Source organism: Kineococcus sp. R86509, assembly GCF_042466365.1.
GTDB lineage: Bacteria > Actinomycetota > Actinomycetes > Actinomycetales > Kineococcaceae > Kineococcus.
Genome location: NZ_JAXHCE010000001.1, coordinates 954,911 through 977,734, shown reverse-complemented (window position 1 = coordinate 977,734; position 22,824 = coordinate 954,911). Strand labels below are relative to the sequence as shown.

21 protein-coding genes and 1 tRNA gene are annotated in these 22,824 nt (G+C 73.6%); 16 read left to right on the top strand and 6 right to left on the bottom strand.

The annotated features are described in order from the left end of the window. Positions 1-9 precede the first annotated feature (9 nt). Positions 10-1,308 (top strand): glutamate-5-semialdehyde dehydrogenase, encoded by a 1,299-nt coding sequence (locus SJY07_RS04660; protein WP_380157331.1) that lies wholly within the window; start codon positions 10-12, stop codon positions 1,306-1,308. Here the strand turns inward: SJY07_RS04660 and SJY07_RS04655 are convergent. Next, a complete protein-coding gene (locus tag SJY07_RS04655) occupies positions 1,293-2,279 on the bottom strand; it encodes a glycosyltransferase family 2 protein (protein ID WP_380157329.1) in 987 nt (328 codons plus the stop codon). The genes SJY07_RS04660 and SJY07_RS04655 overlap by 16 nt on opposite strands. A 127-nt stretch (positions 2,280-2,406) precedes the next feature. Here SJY07_RS04655 and SJY07_RS04650 point away from each other — a divergent pair, with 127 nt between their 5' ends. The 5 genes from SJY07_RS04650 (at position 2,407) to SJY07_RS04630 (ending at position 4,469) form a co-directional block, all read left to right on the top strand. Continuing rightward, the gene (locus SJY07_RS04650; protein WP_328295408.1) at positions 2,407-2,565 is read left to right on the top strand and encodes a hypothetical protein; all 159 of its coding nucleotides are present in this window, start codon (positions 2,407-2,409) and stop codon (positions 2,563-2,565) included. After that, the gene (nadD, locus tag SJY07_RS04645; RefSeq protein WP_380162162.1) at positions 2,562-3,227 is read left to right on the top strand and encodes a nicotinate-nucleotide adenylyltransferase; all 666 of its coding nucleotides are present in this window, start codon (positions 2,562-2,564) and stop codon (positions 3,225-3,227) included. The genes SJY07_RS04650 and nadD overlap by 4 nt, the downstream gene beginning before the upstream one ends. A 55-nt stretch (positions 3,228-3,282) precedes the next feature. Next, positions 3,283-3,681, top strand: coding sequence for a ribosome silencing factor (gene rsfS / locus SJY07_RS04640; protein WP_328295410.1), 399 nt, complete (start codon positions 3,283-3,285; stop codon positions 3,679-3,681). Further along, positions 3,678-4,310, top strand: a complete 633-nt coding sequence (locus tag SJY07_RS04635) for a histidine phosphatase family protein (protein ID WP_380157327.1) — start codon at positions 3,678-3,680, stop codon at positions 4,308-4,310. The genes rsfS and SJY07_RS04635 overlap by 4 nt, the downstream gene beginning before the upstream one ends. Before the next feature lie 86 nt (positions 4,311-4,396). Then, positions 4,397-4,469: transfer RNA gene (locus tag SJY07_RS04630), tRNA-Ala, on the top strand. A 53-nt stretch (positions 4,470-4,522) separates the two neighbouring features. On the opposite strand, the gene SJY07_RS04625 is transcribed toward SJY07_RS04630, so the two are convergent. Continuing rightward, positions 4,523-5,314, bottom strand: a complete 792-nt coding sequence (locus SJY07_RS04625) for a serine hydrolase (RefSeq protein ID WP_328295412.1) — start codon at positions 5,312-5,314, stop codon at positions 4,523-4,525. A 160-nt stretch (positions 5,315-5,474) separates the two neighbouring features. Further along, entirely contained in the window at positions 5,475-6,512 is a 1,038-nt protein-coding gene (locus SJY07_RS04620) for an LLM class flavin-dependent oxidoreductase (protein WP_380157324.1), read from the bottom strand. Positions 6,513-6,559: 47 nt separating this feature from the next. On the opposite strand from SJY07_RS04620, the gene SJY07_RS04615 reads away from it, so the two are divergent. From SJY07_RS04615 to SJY07_RS04600, 4 genes are all read left to right on the top strand, one after another. Beyond that, the gene (locus SJY07_RS04615) at positions 6,560-7,387 is read left to right on the top strand and encodes a shikimate 5-dehydrogenase (RefSeq protein WP_380157322.1); all 828 of its coding nucleotides are present in this window, start codon (positions 6,560-6,562) and stop codon (positions 7,385-7,387) included. Between the two features lie 100 nt (positions 7,388-7,487). Next, complete coding sequence (locus SJY07_RS04610) at positions 7,488-8,366, top strand: GGDEF domain-containing protein (protein WP_328295415.1); 879 nt, start codon at positions 7,488-7,490, stop codon at positions 8,364-8,366. Between the two features lie 167 nt (positions 8,367-8,533). Continuing rightward, positions 8,534-11,053, top strand: coding sequence for a leucine--tRNA ligase (gene leuS / locus SJY07_RS04605; RefSeq protein WP_380157319.1), 2,520 nt, complete (start codon positions 8,534-8,536; stop codon positions 11,051-11,053). An 11-nt stretch (positions 11,054-11,064) separates the two neighbouring features. After that, the gene (locus tag SJY07_RS04600) at positions 11,065-11,571 is read left to right on the top strand and encodes a GNAT family N-acetyltransferase (RefSeq protein ID WP_380157317.1); all 507 of its coding nucleotides are present in this window, start codon (positions 11,065-11,067) and stop codon (positions 11,569-11,571) included. Positions 11,572-11,630: 59 nt separating this feature from the next. On the opposite strand, the gene SJY07_RS04595 is transcribed toward SJY07_RS04600, so the two are convergent. Continuing rightward, a complete protein-coding gene (locus SJY07_RS04595) occupies positions 11,631-13,889 on the bottom strand; it encodes a glycoside hydrolase family 3 C-terminal domain-containing protein (RefSeq protein ID WP_380157316.1) in 2,259 nt (752 codons plus the stop codon). Positions 13,890-13,936: 47 nt separating this feature from the next. On the opposite strand from SJY07_RS04595, the gene SJY07_RS04590 reads away from it, so the two are divergent. The 3 genes from SJY07_RS04590 (at position 13,937) to SJY07_RS04580 (ending at position 17,862) form a co-directional block, all read left to right on the top strand. Then, a complete protein-coding gene (locus SJY07_RS04590) occupies positions 13,937-14,506 on the top strand; it encodes a TetR/AcrR family transcriptional regulator (protein WP_328295419.1) in 570 nt (189 codons plus the stop codon). A gap of 198 nt (positions 14,507-14,704) precedes the next feature. Beyond that, complete coding sequence (locus SJY07_RS04585) at positions 14,705-15,451, top strand: ComEA family DNA-binding protein (RefSeq protein WP_328295420.1); 747 nt, start codon at positions 14,705-14,707, stop codon at positions 15,449-15,451. Further along, the gene (locus SJY07_RS04580) at positions 15,448-17,862 is read left to right on the top strand and encodes a ComEC/Rec2 family competence protein (RefSeq protein ID WP_380157313.1); all 2,415 of its coding nucleotides are present in this window, start codon (positions 15,448-15,450) and stop codon (positions 17,860-17,862) included. The genes SJY07_RS04585 and SJY07_RS04580 overlap by 4 nt, the downstream gene beginning before the upstream one ends. 35 nt (positions 17,863-17,897) lie before the next feature. On the opposite strand, the gene SJY07_RS04575 is transcribed toward SJY07_RS04580, so the two are convergent. Then, positions 17,898-18,656, bottom strand: a complete 759-nt coding sequence (locus tag SJY07_RS04575; protein ID WP_380157311.1) for an SDR family oxidoreductase — start codon at positions 18,654-18,656, stop codon at positions 17,898-17,900. Positions 18,657-18,759: 103 nt separating this feature from the next. Between SJY07_RS04575 and SJY07_RS04570 the strand changes: the two genes are divergently transcribed. The 3 genes from SJY07_RS04570 (at position 18,760) to holA (ending at position 22,355) form a co-directional block, all read left to right on the top strand. Next, a complete protein-coding gene (locus SJY07_RS04570) occupies positions 18,760-19,596 on the top strand; it encodes a helix-turn-helix domain-containing protein (RefSeq protein ID WP_380157309.1) in 837 nt (278 codons plus the stop codon). A 122-nt stretch (positions 19,597-19,718) separates the two neighbouring features. Next, entirely contained in the window at positions 19,719-21,194 is a 1,476-nt protein-coding gene (locus SJY07_RS04565) for an amidohydrolase (RefSeq protein WP_380157307.1), read from the top strand. 135 nt (positions 21,195-21,329) lie between these two features. Continuing rightward, positions 21,330-22,355 (top strand): DNA polymerase III subunit delta, encoded by a 1,026-nt coding sequence (gene holA / locus SJY07_RS04560; RefSeq protein ID WP_380157305.1) that lies wholly within the window; start codon positions 21,330-21,332, stop codon positions 22,353-22,355. 72 nt (positions 22,356-22,427) lie between these two features. On the opposite strand, the gene rpsT is transcribed toward holA, so the two are convergent. Then, a complete protein-coding gene (gene rpsT / locus SJY07_RS04555; RefSeq protein ID WP_328295426.1) occupies positions 22,428-22,688 on the bottom strand; it encodes a 30S ribosomal protein S20 in 261 nt (86 codons plus the stop codon). Positions 22,689-22,824: the final 136 nt, after the last annotated feature.

Sequence of the window (22,824 nt, the reverse complement as noted above, 5' to 3'; positions counted from 1 at the left end):
GCTGCGCGCATGACGCTCGCGCCCGAGAAGGCTGCCGGAACCACCGTCGAGGACGCCGTGCTGGCGGTCTGCCGACGCGCCAAGGTGGCGTCACGACCGTTGCGCGTGGCCACCCGGGCGACCAAGGACGCCGCGCTGCACGCGATCGCGGACGCCATCGACGCCGCCACCGAGCGCATCGTAGCGGCCAACGCCGAGGACCTCGCCCGCGGCGAGGCCGACGGCACCTCCCAGCACCTGCTCGACCGCCTCCGCCTGGACCCGGTCCGGGTCGCCGCCGTCGCCGCCGCGGTCCGCGAGGTCGCGGCGCTGCCCGACCCCGTCGGCGAGGTCGTCCGCGGCTCCACCCTCCCCAACGGCATCCGGCTGCGGCAGCTGCGCGTCCCCATGGGGGTGCTCGGCGTGGTCTACGAGGCCCGACCCAACGTGACGGTCGACGTCGCGGTGCTGGCGCTCAAGAGCGGCAACGCCGTCGTCCTGCGCGGTGGCTCGGCCGCGCAGTCCAGCAACACCGTCCTCGTCGAGGTCATCCGCGCAGCCCTGGAGAGCGCCGGGCTGCCCGCCGACGCGGTCACGAGCATCGACGACTTCGGCCGGGACGGGGTCGGGGTCCTGCTGACCGCGCGCGGGCTGATCGACCTCCTCGTCCCGCGCGGCGGCGCCGACCTCATCCAGCGCGTCGTGCGGGAGGCGACCGTCCCCGTCATCGAGACCGGCGTCGGCAACTGCCACGTCTACGTCGACGCCTCCGCCGACCTCGCCCAGGCCGTCGAGATCGTCCTCAACGCCAAGACCTCGCGACCCAGCGTCTGCAACGCGGCGGAGACCGTCCTCGTCCACTCGGCGCTCGCCGCCGACTTCCTGCCGACGCTGCTCGCCGCGCTGCACGGGGCGGGTGTGCTCCTGCACGCCGACGCGACCTCGCTGCGGGCCGCGCAGGCGCAGGGGATCCCGGCCGAGCCCGTCACCGACGCGGACTGGGCGGCGGAGTTCCACGGGATGGAGATCGCCGTCGGCGTCGTCGACTCGGTGCAGGACGCCGTCGAGCACATCTCCCGGTGGACCTCCGCGCACACCGAAGCCGTGCTCGCGACCGACGTCCGGGTCACCGACTACTTCTGCGCCGCAGTCGATTCCGCGGTCGTCGCGGTGAACGCCTCGACGCGGTTCACCGACGGCGGGGAGTTCGGGCTGGGAGCCGAGGTCGGGATTTCCACCCAGAAGCTGCACGCCCGTGGCCCGATGGGGCTGGCCGAGCTGACCACCACGACGTGGCAGGTGCTCGGCGACGGTCACGTCCGCGCCTGACCCCGGTCCGCAGGGTCCTCGAGGGAGTCGCTCGCCACCAGGTACGTCGGCCGGTTCTGCAGCTGCACGTAGAGCCGCCCGACGTACTCGCCGAGCACCCCGAGGCAGAGCAGCTGCAGCGTGCCGACCCCGGCGACGACGGCCAGCGTCGACGTCCACCCCGGCACGGTCGACCCGAGCGCGAACGACACCAGCGCGTAGAGCAGCAGCAGGAACGTCAGCAGCGCCCCGCCCAGGCCGAAGAACGACGCCAGGCGCAGCGGTGCCGTCGAGGACCCGGTGATGGCGTCCAGGGAGAGTCGCAGCATCCGCCCCAGCGGGTACTTGGTGCGCCCGGCGCCGCGGGCCTCGCGGACGTAGCCGACGGTGGTGGAGGCGAAGCCGAGGTCGGGGACGACGAGGCGCAGCACCCGGTGCGCCTCGGGCAGGCCCAGGACGGTGTCCACGACGACCCGGCTCGTGAAGCGGAAGTCCCCCGCCTGCGCGGGGGCCCGACCGCCGAGCGCGGAGACCAGGCGGTAGAAGGCGGCCGCCGTCAGCCGCTTGAGGACGGAGTCGACGGAGCGGTCCTCGCGCACGGCGTAGACGACGTCGTTCCCGGCGGCGGCGGCGAGCATCCGGGGGAGGACCTCCGGCGGGTCCTGCAGGTCGGCGTCCATGGTGAGCACCCCGCCGCGCCCGCGGGCCCGGGCCAGCCCCGCCGAGAGGGCCGCCTGGTGTCCGGCGTTGGCGCGCAGACGGACCACCCGCAGCTGCGGCCAGTCCCGGCGCAACCGGGCGAGGACGACGGGCGTCGGGTCCGAGCTGCCGTCGTCGACGACGAGCACCTCGTAGCCGCCGAGACCCTGTTCGAGCAGGCCGTCGAGCACGGGACGCAGCCGCTGCGCGAACGCGGGCAGCACCTCGGCCTCGTCGAAGGCCGGCACCACCACGGACAGGGCGACGTCGGGGGGGCTCTCGGCGGTCGACACGCGGGGATCCTCCCGCACACCCGCCCCGCGGTGCTCCGCGCGCCGTGACAGACTGACCACCGGCTCCACCGCACGACCCAGCACGCACCGATCAGCACGCACCAGCCCGCAAGCCAGGAGGACGACCATGCTGCACGCGCTCGTCGCGCAGGCCAACCAGGCGACCGAAGAGGTCCACGGGAAGCTGCCCATGCCGCCCATCGCCTTCATGATCGTGGCGCTGTGCCTCCTCGCGATGATGCTCATCGTGACGCTGGCGTTCAAGAGCGTCGGGACCCGCCACTGAGCTCGTCGGCGGGTCGCCGGCCCCGGGTCGGGGTCATGGGTGGCACCTTCGACCCGATCCACCACGGGCACCTGGTGGCCGCCAGCGAGGTGGCCGCCCGCTTCGACCTGGACGAGGTCGTGTTCGTCCCCACGGGCAAGCCCTGGCAGAAGTCGCGCGTCGACATCGCCCCGGCCGAGCACCGCTACCTCATGACGGTGATCGCGACGGCGTCGAACCCGCGATTCACGGTGTCGCGCATCGACATCGACCGCGGCGGGTTCACGTACACGATCGACACGCTGCGTGAGCTGCGCGAGATCCGTCCCGAGGCCGACCTCTTCTTCATCACGGGCGCCGACGCCCTCGCGCAGATCCTGCAGTGGAAGGACGTCGCGGAGCTCTGGTCGCTGGCCCACTTCGTCGGCGTCAGCCGGCCGGGCCACCCCCTCAGCGACGACGGCCTGCCGCTGGACGGGGTCAGCCTGATGGAGGTCCCGGCGCTGTCGATCTCCTCCACGGACTGCCGCGATCGCGTCGCCGGCGGCCTCCCGGTCTGGTACCTCGTGCCCGACGGTGTCGTCCAGCACATCTCCAAGCACGGCCTGTACGCGGCCCCGGCGGAGGGTGCGGCGGTCGGCGCCCGGCAGGAGGCTCTCGCCGTGGGAGAATCAGCGGACTGACCGCTTCCCGGGCCTCGTGCCCGGCCGACACCTGCTCATGCAGGCGAGGAGTTCCGTGCCCGCAACCGATCGAGCCCTCGAGCTGGTGACCAGCGCCGCGGCCGCGGCGACGGACAAGCTCGCGACCGACGTCATCGCGCTCGACGTGTCCGACCAGCTCTTCATCACCGACGCCTTCCTGGTGGCCTCGGCTCCCAACGAACGCCAGGTGCGCGCCATCGCCGAGGCCATCGAGGAGAAGCTCCTCCCGATGGGCTCCAAGCCGGTGCGCCGCGAAGGCGAACGCGAAGGCCGCTGGGTCCTCCTGGACTTCGTCGACCTCGTCGTGCACGTCCAGCACACCGAGGAGCGCGAGTACTACGCGCTCGAGCGGCTGTGGAAGGACTGCCCGGTCATCGAACTGGCGGCCACCGCGTCCACGGCGGCGTCCGCGCCGTCCGACAGTCAGGCGTGACGGCTTCCACCGTCGTCCTCTGGCGTCACGGGCGCACCCCGTTCAACGCCGAGAACCGCTTCCAGGGCCAGCTCGACGTCCCCCTCGACGACGTCGGGCGGGCCCAGGCCGCCGCAGCGGCGGCTCACCTCTGCACCCTGCCGATCGACGTGGTCGTCTCCAGCGACCTCGTCCGCGCGCTCGACACCGCCTCGGCGCTCACGTCCCGCACCGGGCACACCCTCACCCGTGACCCCGCCCTGCGCGAGGTCGACGCGGGGGAGTGGCAGGGCCTGGTCGGCGCCGAGATAGCGCGGAAGTGGCCGCAGGAGCACGCGGCCTGGCGTCGCGGCGACGACGTCGCGATGGGTGGGGGCGAGACCCGCATCCGGCTCGGTGAGCGCATCGCCGCCGCCGTCGAGGCGCACGCCGCCGCGGTCCCCGACGGGGGGACCCTGCTCGTCGCCTCGCACGGCGCGGCGTTGAAGGCGGGTGTGCTGCGCCTCCTCGACCTGCCGGTGACCGCGGGCAGCGCCTTCGCGGGCTTCCGCAACGCCCACTGGGCGGTGCTGCGCCGCCGTTCCCGGGGGTGGGTCCTGGAGGAGTACAACGCCGGCCCGCCCGGCGCTGCGGTGGGCGCCGAGGGCTGACGCCGCGACCCGGGGTGGTTCGGACCACCCCGGCCGGTGCGGTAGTGTTGTCCTCGTTGCCGGGGGAAACCCTGAGTGACGAAAGCGGGGCTGTGGCGCAGCTGGTAGCGCACCTCCATGGCATGGAGGGGGTCAGGGGTTCGAATCCCCTCAGCTCCACCGCAGACGGAAGGCCCGGACGAGAGTCCGGGCCTTCCGTCGTTCCCGGGACTTCACCACCTGCGGTCGAGGCCGGCCAGCACGTCGTCCAGCACCGGGACGAGAGCACGCTCCGAGCCCCACGTCCCCGGTTGCCCGCTGCGCACGGCAGCGGCCAGCACGACGCGACGCCGGTCCCGGCGCGCGGTGCCGACGGCGACGACGGAACCGTAGCGCGCGGTGGCGGTGCTCCCGCTGAACTCCCACCCGCCGGCGAGGCGGGCCGTGGGGAACAGCCCGCTGAGCACGCCCCGGCTGCCGGGCGGGAGGACGCCGCCGAGGAGCAGCACCGCGTGGTCGAGAGCCAGGGCCGTGACCGTGGTCGTGTCGCGCGGGTCCCAGGGGTCACCGCCGCAGGAGGCCGGGGCGACCCGGTCCAGCCTCGTCCACTCGTCGCCGAGCTCCCGGCAGAACCCGGTGAGGGCCGCGGGCCCGCCGACGTGGCGCACGAGCAGGTTCGTGGCCGTCGCGTCGCCGCGACGCAGGGCCGCGTCGCCGAGACGGGCCAGGGACAACCCCTGCTGCAGGTGCCAGGCGCAGACGGGGGAGGAGCGCACGACGTCACCGCGGGTGAAGCGGACGACCCGGGTGAGCTCGTCCACACCGCGCTCGCGCAGGAGGAGGCCGAGGGCGAGACCGGCGGAGAGGGTCAGCACGGGGCAGGGGCGTTCGGCGCGGTGCTCGAGGCGACGCCCGGTCAGCAGGTCGGTGGCGCTGAGGGAGACGTCATCGGGTCGTGGTCCGGCGGGGGCGGCGAGGAGGCCCAGGACGCCGGCCGTGACGGCACCTCGTCGGGACACGTCCACGATGCGCCTCCTCGTCGCCGGGCTCGTCACCAGCGTGCGCCGATCCGCCCGCCCGCGCCAGAGGCCGGACGTGCGGGGCGGTGCGCGGTGGGTCCGAGGACGACGACGGCCCGGGTCCTCGACGAGGTCGAGGCCCGGGCCGCGGTCGTGCGGGAGGAGGTCAGGACGCGCGCGTCCACCCCAGGGCGGGGGCCACGTGCTCGACGATCGAGCTCATGAGGTGGGCGTTGTAGTCGACCCCGAGGGCGTTCGGGATCGTCACCAGCAGGGTGTCGGCCTCCTGGACGGCCACGTCCTTGGCCAGGTCCTCCGCGACCTGGTCCGGGTCCCCGGCGTAGGTCCGCCCGAAGCGGGCGAGGCCGGGTTCGCCGAGCGAACCGACCTGGTCGGTGGAGTGCCGGTCGCGGCCGAAGTAGGCCTCGTCGAGGTCGTTGACGATCGGCATCACGCTGCGCGACACCGAGACCCGCGGCTCGCGCGAGTGACCGGAGTCCTTCCAGACCTGGCGGTACAGGGCGATCTGCTCGGCCTGCAGCTCGTCGAAGGGGATGCCCGTGTCCTCGGTGAGCAGGGTCGAGCTCATGAGGTTCAGGCCCTGCTCGGCCGTCCAGCGCGCGGTCTCGCGCGAGCCGGAGCCCCACCAGATCCGGTCGGAGAGGCCCGGGGCCTGGGGGAGGATCGGCAGCGCTCGCGAACTGCCCGTCATCCGCGGGTTCGCCTCGGCGACCTTGCCGCCGGCGATGGCGTGGCGGAAGACGTCGAGGTGACGCCGGGCCATGTCGCCCTCGGTCTCACCCTCGGCCGGGACGTGGCCGAACGTCGCGGGACCGTGCAGGGCGGGCTCGGGTGAACCACGGCTCACGCCGAGCTGCAGCCGGCCGTCGGAGATGAGGTCGGTCATCGCCGCCTCCTCCGCCATGTAGAGCGGGTTCTCGTAGCGCATGTCGATGACGCCGGTGCCGAGCTCGATGCGGCTCGTGCGCGCGGCCATCGCGGCGAGGACCGGGAAGGGGGCCGCCTGCTGACGCGCGAAGTGGTGGACGCGGACGTAGGCGCCGTCGAAGCCGAGTTCCTCGGCCGCCACCGCCAGTTCCACCGTCTGCACGAGGGCGTCGCGGGCGGTGCGGGCCGCCGACCCGGCGACGGGTTGGTAGTGCCCGAAGGAGAGGAACCCGATGCGTTTCGCGGACCTGTTCACACTGTCATTGAACCATCAACATCCTCGGTGTGTTCCAGGATGGGGTCGTGCTCTCCAAAGACACCCAGGTGTGCCTCTCCCTGTCCGGCCGGCCCAGCAACCTCGGGACCCGGTTCCACAACTTCCTCTACGCCGAGCTCGGGCTCGACTTCGTCTACAAGGCGTTCACGACGACCGACCTGCCCGCCGCGATGGGCGGCCTCCGCGCCCTCGGCATCCGCGGTGCCGGGATCTCGATGCCCTTCAAGGAGGCCGTCATCCCGCTCGTCGACGCCCTCGACCCCTCCGCGGCCGCCATCGACTCGGTCAACACCATCGTCAACACCCCGATCGACGGGGTGGCCCACCTCGTCGCCCACAACACCGACTACCTCGCCGTCGCCGGCCTCCTCGCCACCCACGGCATCGTCCCCAGCGGCCCCGCCGCCGTCCTCGGCAGCGGCGGGATGGCCAAGGCCTCGCTCGCCGCCCTGCGCGACAACGGCTTCGACGACCTCGTCGTCGTCGCCCGCAACCCCCAGGCCGGCCCGGCACTCGCCGCGGCCCACGGCGCCCGCTGGGTGCCCGACCTCGGGGAGCACCGCCCGACCCTGCTGCTGAACGCCACCCCCGTCGGGATGGCCGGTGGCTCCGCCGCCGCGGACCTCCCCGTGCCGCGGGCCGCCGTCGAGGCCGCCGACGCCGTCTTCGAGGTCGTCGCCGTCCCCGAGGACACCCCCTTCGTCCGCCTCGGTCGTGAGCTGGGCAAGCAGGTCGTCACCGGGACCGAGGTGGCCGCCCTGCAGGCCGCGGAGCAGTTCGTCCTCTACACCGGCGTTCGCCCGGACGGGGATCAGGTGCGCCGGGCGGGTGAGTTCTCGCGCGCCACGGCCTGAGACGGGTGGTCCACCCGGATCGCCGCGTCACGATGCACGGATGCGCTCGTCACCCTCTCGCCCCATCCAGCCGACACCTCCGCGTGCCGACGTCACCAGGGTGAACAGCACCCCCGGATCCTCCGAGCCCTCGGTCCGTCCGGCGCGCGCCAGCAGCAGCCCCGCCGGCCGCACGTGGACCACCGCTCTCGTCGCCGTGCCCGTGGCGGGGGTCCTCGCGACCGCCGTCACGGCCACCGTGGCCCCGGTGACCACCACCCTCCTCGTCGCCCTCGGCTGCGCCCTGGCGCTCGCGGGGATCCTCGCCGCGGCTCTCGCGGTCGCGCACCGGGCGCACCGGGAGGCCGAGCGGGCCGCCGACTCGCTGGTGTCCGCCCTCGAGCACGCCCGGGACGAGAACGTCAACGACGTGGTCACGGGACTGCTCAACCGTCGGGGGCTGATGCTCATCGGCAACCAGGTGCTGGAGTCGGCCCGCCGCTCCGGGGGCGCCGTGCACGCCTGCATCATCGAGGTCACCCCCGGTGTGCAGGTCGGTGGCCTCGTGCGCAGCGCCGACGAGCAGCGCCGGCAGCAGGAGGCCGAGTGGGCCGCCGCGGCCGGTTCGCTGCGGGCCGCGACCCGCACCTCCGACGTCGTCGCCCGCGTGGACGAGGGCCGCTTCATCGTCCTGGGACCCGGGGCCGGGCTGCACGCCCAGGAGCTGGAACGGCGGATGCGCGTCGGGTTGGCCCAGGAGCGGTTGCAGGTCGCCGCAGCCCTCGACCCGGCCGCGACCGCCGGCGGGGCGCCCAGTGCGCGGCTGTCCGTCGAGGCCGGCGCGGCCGTGCTGGCGCCCTGGGACGAGGGTGGCGTCACCGACCTGCTGGTGCGCGCCGAGCAGGCCCTGGCCCAGCGTCGCGCGTTGCGTCGCAGCACCCCGCAGCACGGCTGGGGTCGACGTCGCGCCGACCGCTCGGCCCGTCCGGAACGCTCGTGAGCCCGACGGAGTAGGCTGTCGGTCGTGTCTTCCCGCCGACTTGCCAGCCGGCGCTGAGCTGCTGCGACCTCGCAGGTGCCGGCGCCGTGACCCCTCCTGAGTGAGGGGTCTTCCGCTGTCCGCAGGAGGTTCAGGTGCGGGACGCACGGACGCACCGGGAGGACGAGATGACGCAGACCGACACGCAGGCACGGGACGAGGCGGACGAGAACCGCTACGACGCGTTCGCGCTGCAGGAGAAGTGGTTGCCGGTCTGGGACGAGCGCAAGCCGTTCACGAGCGGTGAGGCGGGCGACGAACGCCCGAAGAAGTACGTGCTGGACATGTTCCCGTACCCCTCCGGCGACCTGCACATGGGTCACGCCGAGGCGTACGCGCTCGGGGACGTCATCGCGCGGTACTGGCTGCAGCGCGGTTTCGACGTGATGCACCCGATCGGCTGGGACGCCTTCGGTCTGCCCGCCGAGAACGCCGCCATCAAGCGCGGCCTCGACCCGCGGCAGTGGACGTACGACAACATCGCCCAGCAGCGCGCGTCGATGCGCCGCTACGCGTGCTCCTTCGACTGGGACCGGGTCCTGCACACCTCCGACCCCGAGTACTACAAGTGGAACCAGTGGCTGTTCCTCAAGCTGTACGAGAAGGGACTGGCCTACCGCAAGGACTCCCTGGTCAACTGGGACCCGGTGGACCAGACCGTGCTGGCCAACGAGCAGGTGCTGCCCGACGGCACCTCGGAACGTTCCGGCGCCAAGGTCGTCAAGAAGAAGCTGACCCAGTGGTACTTCCGGATCACTGACTACGCCGACCGGCTGCTGGACGACCTGGACGCCCTGGAGGGCCAGTGGCCCGCCAAGGTCATCTCGATGCAGCGCAACTGGATCGGGCGCTCCACCGGCGCCGAGGTCGAGTTCGTCATCGAGGGCCGCGCGGAGCCGATCAGCGTCTACACGACCCGACCGGACACCCTGCACGGCGCGACCTTCATGGTCGTCGCGGCCGACTCCGACCTGGCCGAGGAACTGGCCGCGGGCGCGTCGCCGGAGGTCCGTGAGCAGTTCGAGGTCTACCGCACCCAGGTGCAGGAGACCTCCGACATGGACCGCCTCGCCTCGGAGCGCGAGAAGACCGGGGTCGACCTGGGCCGTTTCGCCGTGAACCCGGTCAACGGGGAGCGGCTGCCGATCTGGGCCGCCGACTACGTCCTGGCCGACTACGGCACCGGCGCGATCATGGCCGTGCCCGCGCACGACCAGCGTGACCTCGACTTCGCCAAGGCGTTCGGCCTGCCCGTCCGGGTCGTCGTCGACGTCCGCGACGCGGACGGCAACCCCCTGCCCGACCCGGCGGAGTCCGGCGAGGCGACGGCCGGTGACGGCAGGCTGGTGAACTCCGGCGCGCTGGACGGCCTGGACAAGAAGGCCGGCATCGCCCGGGCGGTCGAGGACCTGGTCGCGGCCGGCAAGGGCCGGGCGGCGAAGAACTACCGCCTGCGCGACTGGCTGATCTCGCGTCAGCGCTACTGGGGCACCCCGATCCCCGTCGTGCACACCGAGACCGGTGAGGTCCCGGTCCCCGAGGACCAGCTGCCCGTCGTGCTGCCGCCCTCGGAGGGTTTGAACCTCACCCCCAAGGGCACCTCACCGCTGGGGGCGGCGGAGGACTGGGTGAACGTGCCCAGCCCCGTCGACGGAACCCCGGCGCGCCGGGACCCGGACACGATGGACACCTTCGTCGACTCGTCCTGGTACTACCTGCGCTTCGTGTCCCCGAAGGACGACACCCAGGCGTTCGACCGGGACCTCATCGCGCAGTGGGGCCCCATCGACCAGTACGTCGGCGGCGTCACGCACGCGATCCTGCACCTGCTCTACGCCCGGTTCATCACCAAGGTGCTGCACGACCTGGGCTACCTGCCCTTCGACGAACCCTTCACCCGCCTGCTGAACCAGGGCATGGTGCAGATGGAGGGTTCGGCGATGAGCAAGTCCAAGGGCAACATCGTGCGGCTCTCCGACCAGCTCGAGGAGCACGGCGTCGACGCCATCCGGCTGACGATGGCGTTCGCGGGCCCGCCCGAGGACGACATCGACTGGGCCGACGTGTCCCCGTCGGGTTCCTCGAAGTTCCTGGGCCGGGCGTGGCGCCTGGCGCGCGACGTCACCTCCGCCGCGGGCGTCGACCCCTCCACGGGGGACAGCGCCCTGCGCTCGATCACGCACAAGACCGTGCACGAGGTGTCCCAGCACGTCGAGGCGTTCCGCTTCAACGTCGCCGTGGCCCGCGTCATGGAACTCGTGAACGCGACCCGCAAGGCGATCGACTCCGGCGTCGGTGGCGGGGACCCCGCCGTCCGCGAGGCCACCGAGGCGACGGCGATCATGCTGTCGCTCGTCGCGCCGTACACGGCCGAGGACATGTGGTCGCTGCTGGGCCACGACCCGTGCGTCGCCCGCGCCGGCTGGCCCGTCGTCGACGAGGCGCTGCTCGTCGAGGACACCGTGACGTGCGTGGTCCAGATCCAGGGCAAGGTGCGTGACCGGCTGGAGGTGTCCCCGGACATCACCCAGGAGGCGTTGCAGGAGCTGGCGCTGAGCTCGGAGAAGGTCCAGGCCGCGCTCGAGGGGCGGGGCCTGCGGACGGTCATCGTCCGGGCGCCGAAGCTCGTCAACATCGTCCCGGCCTGAGGAGTCCAGCGGTGAACGAGGGTTTCCGGTTGGTCACACCCCGGTTGCTGCTGCGGCGCTGGACCGCGGCCGACCGGGAACCCTTCGCCGAGCTCAACGCCGATCCCGAGGTGATGCGGCACTTCCCCGCGCCGCTGGACCGCGCGGGTTCCGACGCGCTGGCCGAGCGCTGCGACGGGGTCTTCGAGCAGAACCCGTTCGGGCTGTCCGCGGTGGAACGTCGCGAGGACGGGCGGTTCCTGGGGTTCACCGGTCTGCACCACATGCGCTGGTACCCCGACGACGTCGAGATCGGCTGGCGGCTCTCCCGGTCGGCGTGGGGCCAGGGGTTCGCGACCGAGGCGGCGTCGATGTGGGTGGGCTACGCCCGTGACGTGCTGCGGTTGCGGCGGTTGATCTCGATCATCCACCCCGACAACGCCGCCAGCTTCGCCGTCGCCCGCAAGCTCGGCATGACCGAGGGGTGGCGCGGGGACAGCGAGGAACGGCCCCACGTCGTGATGACCCTCCCGCTCTGAGCACGGCGCGCGAGGAGCCCGCCCGGAATCCGGGCGGGCTCCTCGTGCGCCGCGGGTCCTCAGGAGGCGTTGGCCTTCGCGACCAGTTCCGGCAGGTCGCCCTCGGCGAGGGGGAACCCCGGGAAGCGGGTGAGGCGCTGCAGCGGGATGGCCCGCATCATCTGCCCGTTGTGCTCGTCGAAGAGCATCTCCGACCACATCGTGCCCTCGAGCGCGCTGCGGACGGCGTCCCCGGCGACGGGGTGGGCCAGCCACTCCTCGGCCTCGGCGTCCACGGCCAGTTCGAGCTTCACGTCCTGGCCCTGCAGGGTCAGGGTCCGGGCGAGCCGGATGTCGCGGGAGGACGACCCGACGCGGATCCCGAAGTCGCCCCCTTCGAGGACCCACCGACCGGCGGCGCTGTGCCAGAACGAGAACGCGCGGGCGTCGAGGGAGACGAGCACGCGTTCGCGTGCGCCGGCGGCCAGGGTCACCCGGGCGAAACCCTTCAGCTCCTGCTCGGGCCGGTACACGCTCGCCTCGTGGTCGCTGACGTAGACCTGCACGGTCTCCGTCCCGGCGTGCGCACCGGTGTTCTCCACGGTGAGCGAGACCTCGACGTGCTCGCCCCGGTCGACGACGCTCAGGTCGGAGTACGCGAAGGTCGTGTACGAGAGGCCGTGGCCGAACGGGTGGGCGACGGGCAGCTGGTGCGCTTCGTACCAGCGGTAGCCGATGAGCAGGCCCTCGCCGTAGCGGACGTGGCCGTTCTCGCCGGGGAAGTTCCCGACGGTGGGGTTGTCGAGGTAGTTCAGCGGGACGGTCTCGGCGAGCTTGCCGGACGGGTTCGCGACCCCGGAGAGCAGGTCGGCGACGGCACCGCCACCGGCCTGGCCCCCGAGCCAGCCCTCGAGGACGGCCGGCACGGAACCCTGCCAGGGTGCGAGGTTGACGACGGACCCGTTGGCCAGGACGACGACGACGTTCGCGTTCGCGGCGACGACCTCCTCGAGCAGGTGGAGCTGCGCGGGCGGCAGGTTCGTGTGGTCGCGGTCGTAGCCCTCGGACTCGTAGGAGGCGGGCAGGCCGAGGAACAGCACGACGACCTCGGCGGCGGCCGCGTTCGCGACGGCCTCCGCGACGAGCCCGGGCTGGACCTCCTCGTCCTGGGGGACGAACCCGGCGGCGAAGGTGACCTCACGGTGGCCGGCGAACTGCGCCTGCAGGGCGGTCAGCGCGTCGTCGAGCCGGGTCGGGTTCACCTGGGAACTGCCGGCGCCCTGGTAGCGCGGGGTGCGGGCGAACTCGCCGACGACGGCGATGGTGCCGCCGGTCGCGGCCAGTGGCAGCACGTCGCCGGAGTTCTTCAGCAGCACGGCGCTCTCGGTGGCGGCCTCGCGGGCCAGGGCGTGGTGCTCGGCCACGTCGAACGAACCGGGGTCGGCGAGGGCGGCCTTCGACTTCTCGACGAGTTCCAGGACGCGCAGGGCGGCGCGGTCGACGTCCTCGGTGGAGAGGGTCCCGGCCGCCACGGCGGCGAGGATGCGCTGGGTGCCCGCTCCCGAGGACGAGGGCATCTCCAGGTCGAGACCGGCGGCGACGCCGTCCTCGCGGACGTTGACCGCACCCCAGTCGGAGACGACGAGGCCGGCGAAACCCCACTCCTCGCGCAGGACGGTGGTCAGCAACCAGGGGTCCTCGGAGGCGTAGACGCCGTTGATCCGGTTGTAGGAGCACATGACCGTCCACGGCTGCGCCTGCTTCACGACGCGCTCGAAGGCGGTCAGGTAGACCTCGCGCAGCGTCCGCTCGTCGACGTCGGCGGAGATCGTCATCCGCCGGGTCTCCTGGTTGTTCGCGGCGTAGTGCTTCAGCGACGTCCCGACGCCCTGGCTCTGGACGCCGTCGACCATGGCGGCGGCGAGGTCGCCGGCCAGCACGGGGTCCTCGGAGAAGTACTCAAAGTTGCGCCCGCACAGCGGGGACCGCTTCATGTTCACGCCCGGCCCGAGCAGGACCGACACCTTCTCGGCGCGGGTCTCGCGGCCCAGGGCCGCACCGACGCGGCGCAGCAGGTCGACGTTCCAGGACGACGCGAGCCCGGCGGCGGGCGGGAAGCAGGTCGCGGGGACGCTGCCGCTCAGGCCGAGGTGGTCGCCCCCTTCGGGCTGCTTGCGCAGACCGTGCGGGCCGTCGGTGACCATCAGCGCGGGGACGCCGAGGCGTTCGACGGGTTCGGTGTGCCAGAAGTCGGAACCGTCCAGCAGGGCCGCCTTCTCCTCGAGCGTGAGCTGCGCGAGGACACCCTGCGGGGTGGTGGGGACGTCGGTGTCGGTCATGGCGCAGAGGCTACCCCCGAAAACCATGCAGGTGATAGGTATTGGGGATGGCCATCCGTGGGGAGTACGCGAAGGGGCGAGCGCGCCGGGAGCAGATCCTCGACGAGGCGGTGTCGCTGTTCGCCGAAGCGGGGTACCGGGCGGCGTCGATGCGCGACCTCGCGGCCCGCTGCGGGCTCTCCCCGGCCGGTCTGCAGCACCACGTCGGGAGCAAGGAGTCGTTGCTGCTCGCCGTGCTCGAACGCCGTGACGTGGACGACGCCGCAGCGTCGGGCCTGCAGGTCGGTGCGGGCCGCGAGCGCCTCGCGGCGCTGCTGGAGGTGGTGCGCCGCAACGAGTCCCGTCGCGGAGTCGTGGAGCTGTTCACCGTCCTGGCCGCGGAGTCCGCCTCGCCGGAGCACCCCGCGCACGAGTTCTTCGACCAGCGCTACCGCTCCGTCGTCGCCACCCTCACCGACGCCTTCGCCGACTGCGCCCACCCCGCGCCGGCGTCCGCGGCCCGACGGTTGGTCGCGGTCATGGACGGTCTGCAGGTGCAGTGGTTGCTGCACCCCGACGACGTCGACATGGTCGCCGAGGTCGGGGCCCAGATCGAGCGGGAACTCCCGAGCGGCTGAGCGTCGGGCCGGGTGCGGCGGACCACCCGGACACCGCGGTCTCCACAGGTTCCTGCGGGGCAGTCTCGTCCACAGGCGCGGTGGCGGCGACCCGCCCGGTGCCGGGCGCCCACCTAGCGTGCCGAGGTGTCCTCCTCCTACCGGCCGCGTGAGTCGGCGCACCGAGCGCGTGCGCTGGCGTCCCGACAGTTCCGGCGGGTGGAACCCGTCGTGCCCGACGCGGTGGAGGACGACCTCGAGGAGGACTGGGACGACGAGACCGAGGAGCCGTTCGCTTCCGGTACCGGCGAACTGCGCCGGCGGATCGCCGACCGGACACCGCCCTCCGTCCGGGCGGCGCGGGTGCGGGTGAGTCCGCGCGCTGCGGTCGGGGTGCTGATCGTCGCGTTGCTGGTGGCCGCGGGGCTGGCCGTCGCCGCGTGGCGTTCCTGGCCCGAGGACGCGACGCCCGCGGGGGACGTCCTGCCCGGACGGACGGCGACGGTGGCGGTCTCGAGCTCTCCCGCGCCGGACGTCTCGGGCACCCCGGTCGTCGTGCACGTCGCGGGACGGGTCGCGACCCCGGGGCTGGTGACGTTGCCCGGCGGGAGCCGGGTCGGGGACGCCCTCGCCGCGGTGGGCGGTCCGTTGCCGGACGCCGACCTCGACGCGGTGAACCTCGCGCGTGTCCTGGTCGACGGCGAGCAGGTCCTGGTGCCCGCTCCGGGGCAGGCCGTCGCGGGGCCGGTGGTGGCGAGTGGCTCCGGCGGCAGTGGACCGCTGAACCTGAACGCGGCCACGGCCGAGCAGCTCGACGCCCTGCCGGGGGTGGGGGAGGTGCTCGCCGGCCGGATCGTCGCCTGGCGGGAGGAGAACGGCCGGTTCACCTCCGTCGACGACCTCGGTGAGGTGACCGGCATCGGGCCGAAACTGCTGGACGGGGTCCGGGACCTGGTGACGGTGTGACCGTCGGACTCGACCTGCGGCTCGTGGCGGCCGCCGTCCTGGCCTGGCTGTCGGCGTTCGTCCTGATCGCCCACCCGCTCGCCGCCAGGACGTCCCTCGGCGGTCTGCTCGTCGGGGTGGCGCTGACCGGCGGCGCGCTCGTAGTGCTCCGCCGGGGAGCCCGGCTCCTCCTGGTGCTCGTCGCGACCGCACTCGTCCTGACCTCGGTCGTGCTGCACCAGGCCCGGTCCACCCACGGGGGCATCGCCGATCTCGCGGAACGGCAGGTGAGCGTCACCGCGACCGGCGTCGTGAGCAGCGATCCCCGGGCCATCACGGCGCTGCGGCCCGGCGGACCGCCGCGGGTCGTCGTCGAGGTGACGGTGTCGCGACTGCAGGCTCGCGGTCGTGACATCCCGGTCGCGGCGCGCGTGACGGTGTTCGCCGACGTCGAGGGGTGGGCTCGGGTGCACCTCGGGGAGCGCGTGGAGTTCGGCGGTCGGCTGGGACCCGCGGACCCCGGTGAACGGTCCGTCGCCGTGGTCTCCTCGAGCGGGCGACCCGAGGTGGTGGGATCGGCCGGCCGCGTGTTCCGGGGCGCGGAGCGGCTGCGCGGGGGTCTGAGGGAGGCGGTGGAACCGCAACCCGCGGACGCCCGCGGGCTGCTGCCCGGCCTCGTCGTCGGCGACACGTCCCGCCTCCCGAGCGACCTCGAGGACGACATGAAGGCCGTCGGGCTGACCCACCTGACCGCGGTGAGCGGGTCGAACACGACCCTCGTCGTGGGGTTCCTCGTGCTGGTCGCGTCGTGGCTGGGGTTCGGCCGGCGGGCCCGCCTCGTCGTCGCGGCGACCGGTCTGGTGGGTTTCGTCGTGCTCGCCCGGCCGGATCCGAGCGTGCTGCGCGCCGCGGTGATGGGGGGTGTCGGGCTGGTCGGGTTGGCGGTGGGCCGACCCGTGCGGGGAGTCCCCGTGCTGGCCGCGGCGGTGCTGGTGCTGCTGGTCGCGGATCCGTGGCTCGCGCGCGAGTTCGGGTTCGTGCTCTCGGTGCTGGCGACGGGGGCGTTGGTGCTGCTGGGGCGCCCCTTCGCGGAACGGTTGCTGGAGTTGGGGTTCCCGCGCCCGGTGGCCTTCGCGGTGGCGGTCCCGGTGTCGGCGCAGGTGGTCTGCGGCCCGGTGCTGGTGCTGCTGCAGCCGGCGGTGAACCCGCTGTCGATCCCGGCGAACGTCCTCGTCGCCCCCGCGGTGGCGCCGGCGACGGTGCTGGGGTTGGCGGCGACGCTCGTCTCGCCGGTGTGGTCGACCGGGGCGACGTGGCTGGCCTGGCCGGCGGGGTTGTGCGCGTGGTGGATCGCCGGTCTCGCCCGCGTCGCCGCGAGGCTGCCGGTGGCGGTGACCGTTCCCGGCGGGGTGACCGGGGTGCTGGTCGTGGTCGTCCTGACGGTGCTGCTGCTCGGGGCGGTGGCGGCCGTGGTGCGTTTCCGGCGCAGTGGTTCCCGGGGTAGTGGTTCCCGGCCGCGGAGGTGGTTGGGGCTGGCCCTCGTGCTGGTGGTGGGCGGTGCGGCACTGGTGCGGTGCGCGCCGCGCTGGGGTGCGCCGTCGGGGCCGTGGCCGCCGCCGGACTGGCTGGTCGTCGGGTGCGACGTGGGGCAGGGCGACTCGGTCGTCCTGCGGTCGGGGCCGTCGTCGGCGGTGCTGGTCGACGCGGGTCCGGACGACGTGCTGGTCGACGGGTGCCTGGACCGGTTGGGGGTGCAGCGGCTGGACGCGGTGGTGCTGACCCACTTCCACGCCGACCACGTCGGGGGTTTCGCCGGTGCGGTGGACGGGCGGGAGGTGGGGGAGGTGTTCGTCTCGCCGTTGGCCGTCGAACCCGCCGCGCGCAGGGTGGCGGAGATCGCGGCAGGTGCCGGGGCGGACGTCACGGTGCTGAGTTCCGGCCTGACCGGTTCGGCGGGTTCGGTGTCGTGGACGGTGCTGGCGCCGCTGCCCGCCGTGTCGGAGGAGTCCGCGCCGGACTCCTCCGACGTGAACGACGCGAGCATCGCGTTGCTGGCGGACGTGGCCGGGGTGTCGGTGCTGCTGACCGGCGACCTGGAACGCGACGGTCAGCGGCGGGCGTTGTCGGAGGTTCCCGAGGGGACGGTGGTGGACGTCGTGAAGGTCGCCCACCACGGATCGGCGAACCAGTTCCCCGAGCTCTACACGGAACTCAGGCCGCGGGTGGCGATCGTGGAGGTGGGGGAGGTCAACGACTACGGCCACCCGGCCGCGCCGACGCTGGACCTGCTGGCGCGGACGGGCGCGCGGGTGCTGCGGACGGACACCGACGGAGACGTGGCGGTGGCGGGGTCCGCGGGGGCGTTGCGGACGGTGGTGCGGGGTTCGGACCCGACGCAGGCGGAGCGGCGGGCGAAGTACTCCAACGGCTGAGGGGTGGACCCCGAACCGCCGGCGTCCACCCGCGGTCAACGGCCCGGCAACGTCACCAACGCCTGCGAACGCCGCGCGACGAGTTCGTCGTAGGTCCCGTCGCGTTCCGCCCAGCGGTGCATGCGGACCCCTTCGACGAGGATCTCGTGGGGGGTCGGGTCCGCACCGAGGAGGCCCATCACCTCGGTGACGAACTCCTCGAGGTCGAGGGCGGCGGGGTTGCTCCGCCTCACCTCGGGGCTGGTCGCCACCGCGGGCGGGACGAGTTCGGTGACCTCGACCCCGGTGCCGGCCAGCTGGGCGCGCAGCGCCTCGGAGTAGGCGTGGACGCCGGCCTTCGTGGCGGCGTAGGTCGGCATCAGCGGGAAGGGCAGGAAACCGATGCCGGAGGTGACGGTGACGATCGTCCCCGACCCGCGGGCCAGCAGGTGCGGGATGAACGCGTCGATGAGTCGGATCGTGCCGAGCAGGTTCGTCTCGACGCTCAGCTGCGCGGCGGCGAAGTGCGCGGGGTCGCGGAGGTCCTCGACGAGCATCACTCCCGACATGGTGACGACGGTGTCGAGGTCGGGGTGCTCGCGGAGCACGGTGTCGCGGGCGTTCTCGACGCTCGCCGGGTCGGTCACGTCGATCGCGACGGTGGCGAAGCCCTCCGCGGCGAGCGTCTCGAGCAGGTCGGCGCGGCGGCCGCCCACCACGACGGTGCTGCCCGCGGCGCGGAGGTGCCGGGCCAGGGCGAGGCCGATGCCCGAGGTGGCGCCGGGGAGGAAGACGGTGCGGTTGCTGGTGTCCATGCCTCCACGGTGCGCCGGGGCGCGAGACCCGGCCAGGACCCCGCTCGTCCGGGGTCCTGGCAGGACCCCCTCTGCGGCAGCGCGTCGGACCTACGATCGGAGGGTGAGCGAGGAGCGGGCGAACCGGCTGGGGGAGTACCTCCGGGCGCGGCGGGGTCTGGTCACCCCGGAACAGGCGGGACTGCCGGGCGGCGGGAACCGCCGGGTTCCCGGGCTGCGGCGCGAGGAGGTCGCCCTCCTCGCGGGGATCAGCGGCGACTACTACCTGCGTCTCGAACGCGGTCGGGACAAGAACCCCTCCGCCCAGGTCCTCGGCGCGATCGCCCGGGTCCTGCAGCTCGGCGAGCTCGACCACGAGTACCTCCTCGGTCTCGCCACCACCCGGGCGCGACCCCGCCGACGACCCCGACCGGAACGCGTTCCCGCGCGGCTGCACCAGTTGCTGGCGAGCGTCGGGGTGCCGGCGTTCGTGGAGGGACGGGCCTTCGACGTCCTCGCCGCCAACGACCTCGCGGTCGCGTTCTCCCCGCGGTTGCGCTCTGGGAACAACCGCCTCCGCTCGCTGATGCTGGACCCGGAGGAGCGGGAGTTCCACCAGAACTGGGAAGCTGCCACCGAGGGGCTCGTCGCGGCGTTGCGCGGGTCCGTCGGGAACGAGGTCGAGGACCCCCGGATCGTCGAACTCGTCGGGGAACTCGCCCTGACCAGCGACCGGTTCCGGGACCTCTGGGGACGCCACGACGTCCGCGTCCTGGAGGGTGGGTCGGCGATCGTGAACCACCCCGTCGTCGGCGAACTGCAGCTGCACCGCGACAAGCTGCCCGTCGACGGGGTGCTCCTGGTCCTCTACTACGCGGACCGGGGCAGCCCCAGCGACGAGAAGCTCCGGATGCTCGCCTCGCTCACCGGCCCGGTCGCAGCAGCGCCCACACCGCGCTGAGTGCTGTGGCGGGTCCGCCCCGCTGTGCGAGACGATCGCCGTGCACGGCTGCCGGCGGCGGCGCCGGTGCCCGACCCGGCCGAACAGGCCCGCCGCCGGGCCGCCCGTCTCGAGGTCAGTCGATGAGTGCGTCGCCCGCCCCGCTGCTGCTGCACGAGGTCCGGCGGGACGGCCGGATCTGCGACGTCCTGCTCGCCGGCGGCCGCGTCGTCGCGATCGGCGACGACCTCCGCGCGGCGGGCACGGGCCTCGACCCGCGGGACGGCGTGCAGGTCGTCGAGGCCGGCGGGGCCGTCCTGCTGCCGGGTCTGGTCGACTCCCACGTCCACCTCACCCAGTGGGCCGCCGCCCGCCGGCGCATCGACGTGGCGGCGGCGACCTCGCCCGCGGAGGTCGCCGACGTCCTCCTCGCCCGGGCGGTGCCGGGTTCCGACCTCGTGCTGGGTCACGGCTACCGGGACGGGCTGTGGAGCGAACCCGCCCACCGGGACGCGCTGGACGCCCGGTTCCCCGACCGCCCGGTGGTCGTCGTGAGCGGGGACCTGCACGCGGCCTGGCTGAACTCCGCGGCGGCCACCCGCTTCGGCGTCGGGGAACCCAGCGGGGTGCTGCGGGAGGCGCCCGCGATGGAACTCTTCGCCGCCGTGGACGCCGCCGAGGCGAGCGGGCTGGACCGCTGGGTGGCGGAGGCGACGAGCGTCGCCGCCGCCCGCGGGGTGACGGGGATCGTCGACCTCGAGTACGCCCCGATCGACGTCTGGACCCGCCGGGAGAACCCCGCGGTCCGGGTCGCGGCGGGGATCTGGCCGGACTGGCTGGACGCGGCCGTCGCCGCCGGCCTGCGCACCGGGGACCGCGTTCCCGGCGCTCCCGAGCGGGTCCGCGTGGGACCGGTGAAGCACGTGGTCGACGGGTCGCTGGGAACCCGCACGGCGTTCTGCCACGAGGAGTACCCCTCCGGGGGCCACGGGATGCTGCGGATCCCGCTCGCCGAACTGGAACCCGCACTGCGCCGGGCCACGTCGCACGGTCTCGCCGTGGCCGTGCACGCCATCGGTGACGACGCGGTCCGCGTCGCCCTCGACGGCTTCGAGGCCGCCGCGTGCGTCGGAACCCTGGAACACGCCCAGCAGGTCCACCCGGACGACGTGCCCAGGTTCGCCCGTCTCGGGGTCACCGCGAGCATCCAGCCGCGCCACGTCGTCGACGACCGCGACACCGTGGAACGGCACTGGCCCACCGGGGCCGAGCGCGCCTACCCCTACGCGTCGTTGCACGCCGCCGGGGCGCGGCTGCTGCTCGGCTCCGACGCGCCCGTGGCGCCGCTGGACCCGTGGGACGCCCTGGCCAGCGCCGTCCACCGCAGCGTCGACGACCGGGCGCCGTGGCACCCCGAGCAGCACCTGCCGTTCGAGGTCGCGCTGGTGGCGAGCAGTGGTGGCCGCGACGGCGTCCACGTCGGCGACGTCGCCGACCTGGTCCTCGTCGCGGTCGACCCCGCCGAGGCGTTCGCCACCGGGGGAGCCGCCGCGCTGCGCGCCACCGAGGTTCTCGCCACGGTGCTGGGGGGCGAGTTCACCCACCGGGCCGGGATCTGAGCGGCCGCACCGCTGAGGACCTTCGAACGCACCCTCACGGGAATTCCCTCGTCTCAGGAGCCGCACGAGCAACAGCGGAGCGTGCCCGTTCGCAGGCGGGGAGTCACTGTCGGGGTCGCGTGCGACAGTGGGCCCGTGCCCGCCAAGACCGTCAGCAAGAGCCCCGCGAAGAAGGCGTCCGCGGCGGCCACGACCGCCCCGCAGGACCTCGGCCCGGCTCCCGTCGTCCTGCTCGTCGGGTCCGAGGAGCACCTCGCCGACCGGGCGTTCAGCACCCTGAACGCGCGGATGCGCGAGCTCGACCCGACCTTCGAGCGCACCGACGTCTCCGCGGCGGGCTACCAGAAGGGGCAGCTCTCGACCTGGACGTCACCGTCCCTCTTCGACGAGCGCTCCCTCGTCCTCGTCGACGGGGTCGACGCGGCCAGCGAGGCGTTCGTCGAGGACGTCCTGGAGTACCTGACCGCCCCGGTCGAGACGGTCGTCCTCGTGCTGCGCCACCGCGGGGGCAACCGGGCGAAGAAGGTCCTGGACGCCGCCCGGGCCGTCGCCGGCGTCGTCGAGGTCTCCTGCCAGCCGCTGAAGCGCGACCAGGAGAAGGTCGACTTCGTCCTCGCCGACGTCCGACGCGCCCGGCGGCGCATCGACGTCGAGGCCGCCCGCGCCCTCGTCGCGGCCCTCGGCAGCGACCTGGGCGAGCTCGCCGCGGCCGTCGACCAGCTCCTGACCGACACCGACGGGACGGTCACCGAGGGCGCCGTGCACCGCTACCACGGGGGTCGACGCGAGGCGAGCGGCTTCGAGGTCGCCGACGCGGCCATCGAGGGCCGCACGGGACAGGCGCTGGTGCTGGTCCGCCACGCCGCCGCCACCGGCGTCCCCGGGGTCGTGGTGGTCGCCGCGCTGGCCGCGCGGCTGCGCCAGCTCGCCAAGGTCGCGGCGGCCGGGCGCGGCCGGTCGGCCGACGTCGCCCACGACCTCGGGATGGCGCCGTGGCTCATCGACCGCGCCCGTCGAGACCTCCAGCACCTCTCACCCGAGGGCCTCTCCGACGCGATCCTCGCCGTCGCCGCCGCGGACCACGCGGTCAAGGGCGGGGGAGGCGACGCCCAGCACGCGCTGGAGAAGGCCGTCCGCACCGTCGGTGAGGCGCGCACCTGAGCCCCCGGACGGCCCGGACGCACGAAGGGCCGGCTCCCCGTGGGGAGCCGGCCCTTCGCAGGGATCCGGAGATCAGACCTTGGCCGCAGCCTTGGCGATGGCCGACTTGCGGTTGGCGGCCTGGTTCTTGTGGATGACGCCCTTGCTCACGGCCTTGTCGAGCTTCTTGCTCGCCAGGGCCAGAGCGGCCTGAGCCTTCTCGGCGTCACCGGAGGCGAGCGCCTCCTTGAAGCCACGCACGACGGTGCGCAGCTCGGACTTGACGGCCTTGTTGCGCAGGCGCGCCTTCTCGTTGGTGAGGATGCGCTTCTTCTGCGACTTGATGTTCGCCACGTGTTCCGTCTTCCTGTCGATCGCTGATCGTGTCAGAGGGCGGTCGCTCCACCGGGGACTTCCGGCGTGGGGACACCGGGAGGGACGGCGGGAGACCGTGACCTCCGCACTCAGGCGAAGGCGCCTTCAAGACTAG

Excerpts from the sequence above, each read along its gene's own strand:
- SJY07_RS04660 (WP_380157331.1), top strand. The coding sequence starts at position 10 with ATGACGCTCGCGCCCGAGAAGGCTGCCGGAACCACCGTCGAGGACGCC.
- SJY07_RS04650 (WP_328295408.1), top strand. The coding sequence starts at position 2,407 with ATGCTGCACGCGCTCGTCGCGCAGGCCAACCAGGCGACCGAAGAGGTC.
- leuS (WP_380157319.1), top strand. The coding sequence starts at position 8,534 with ATGACGCAGACCGACACGCAGGCACGGGACGAGGCGGACGAGAACCGC.
- SJY07_RS04595 (WP_380157316.1), bottom strand. The coding sequence starts at position 13,889 with ATGACCGACACCGACGTCCCCACCACCCCGCAGGGTGTCCTCGCGCAG.
- SJY07_RS04590 (WP_328295419.1), top strand. The coding sequence starts at position 13,937 with ATGGCCATCCGTGGGGAGTACGCGAAGGGGCGAGCGCGCCGGGAGCAG.
- SJY07_RS04575 (WP_380157311.1), bottom strand. The coding sequence starts at position 18,656 with ATGGACACCAGCAACCGCACCGTCTTCCTCCCCGGCGCCACCTCGGGC.
- SJY07_RS04565 (WP_380157307.1), top strand. The coding sequence starts at position 19,719 with ATGAGTGCGTCGCCCGCCCCGCTGCTGCTGCACGAGGTCCGGCGGGAC.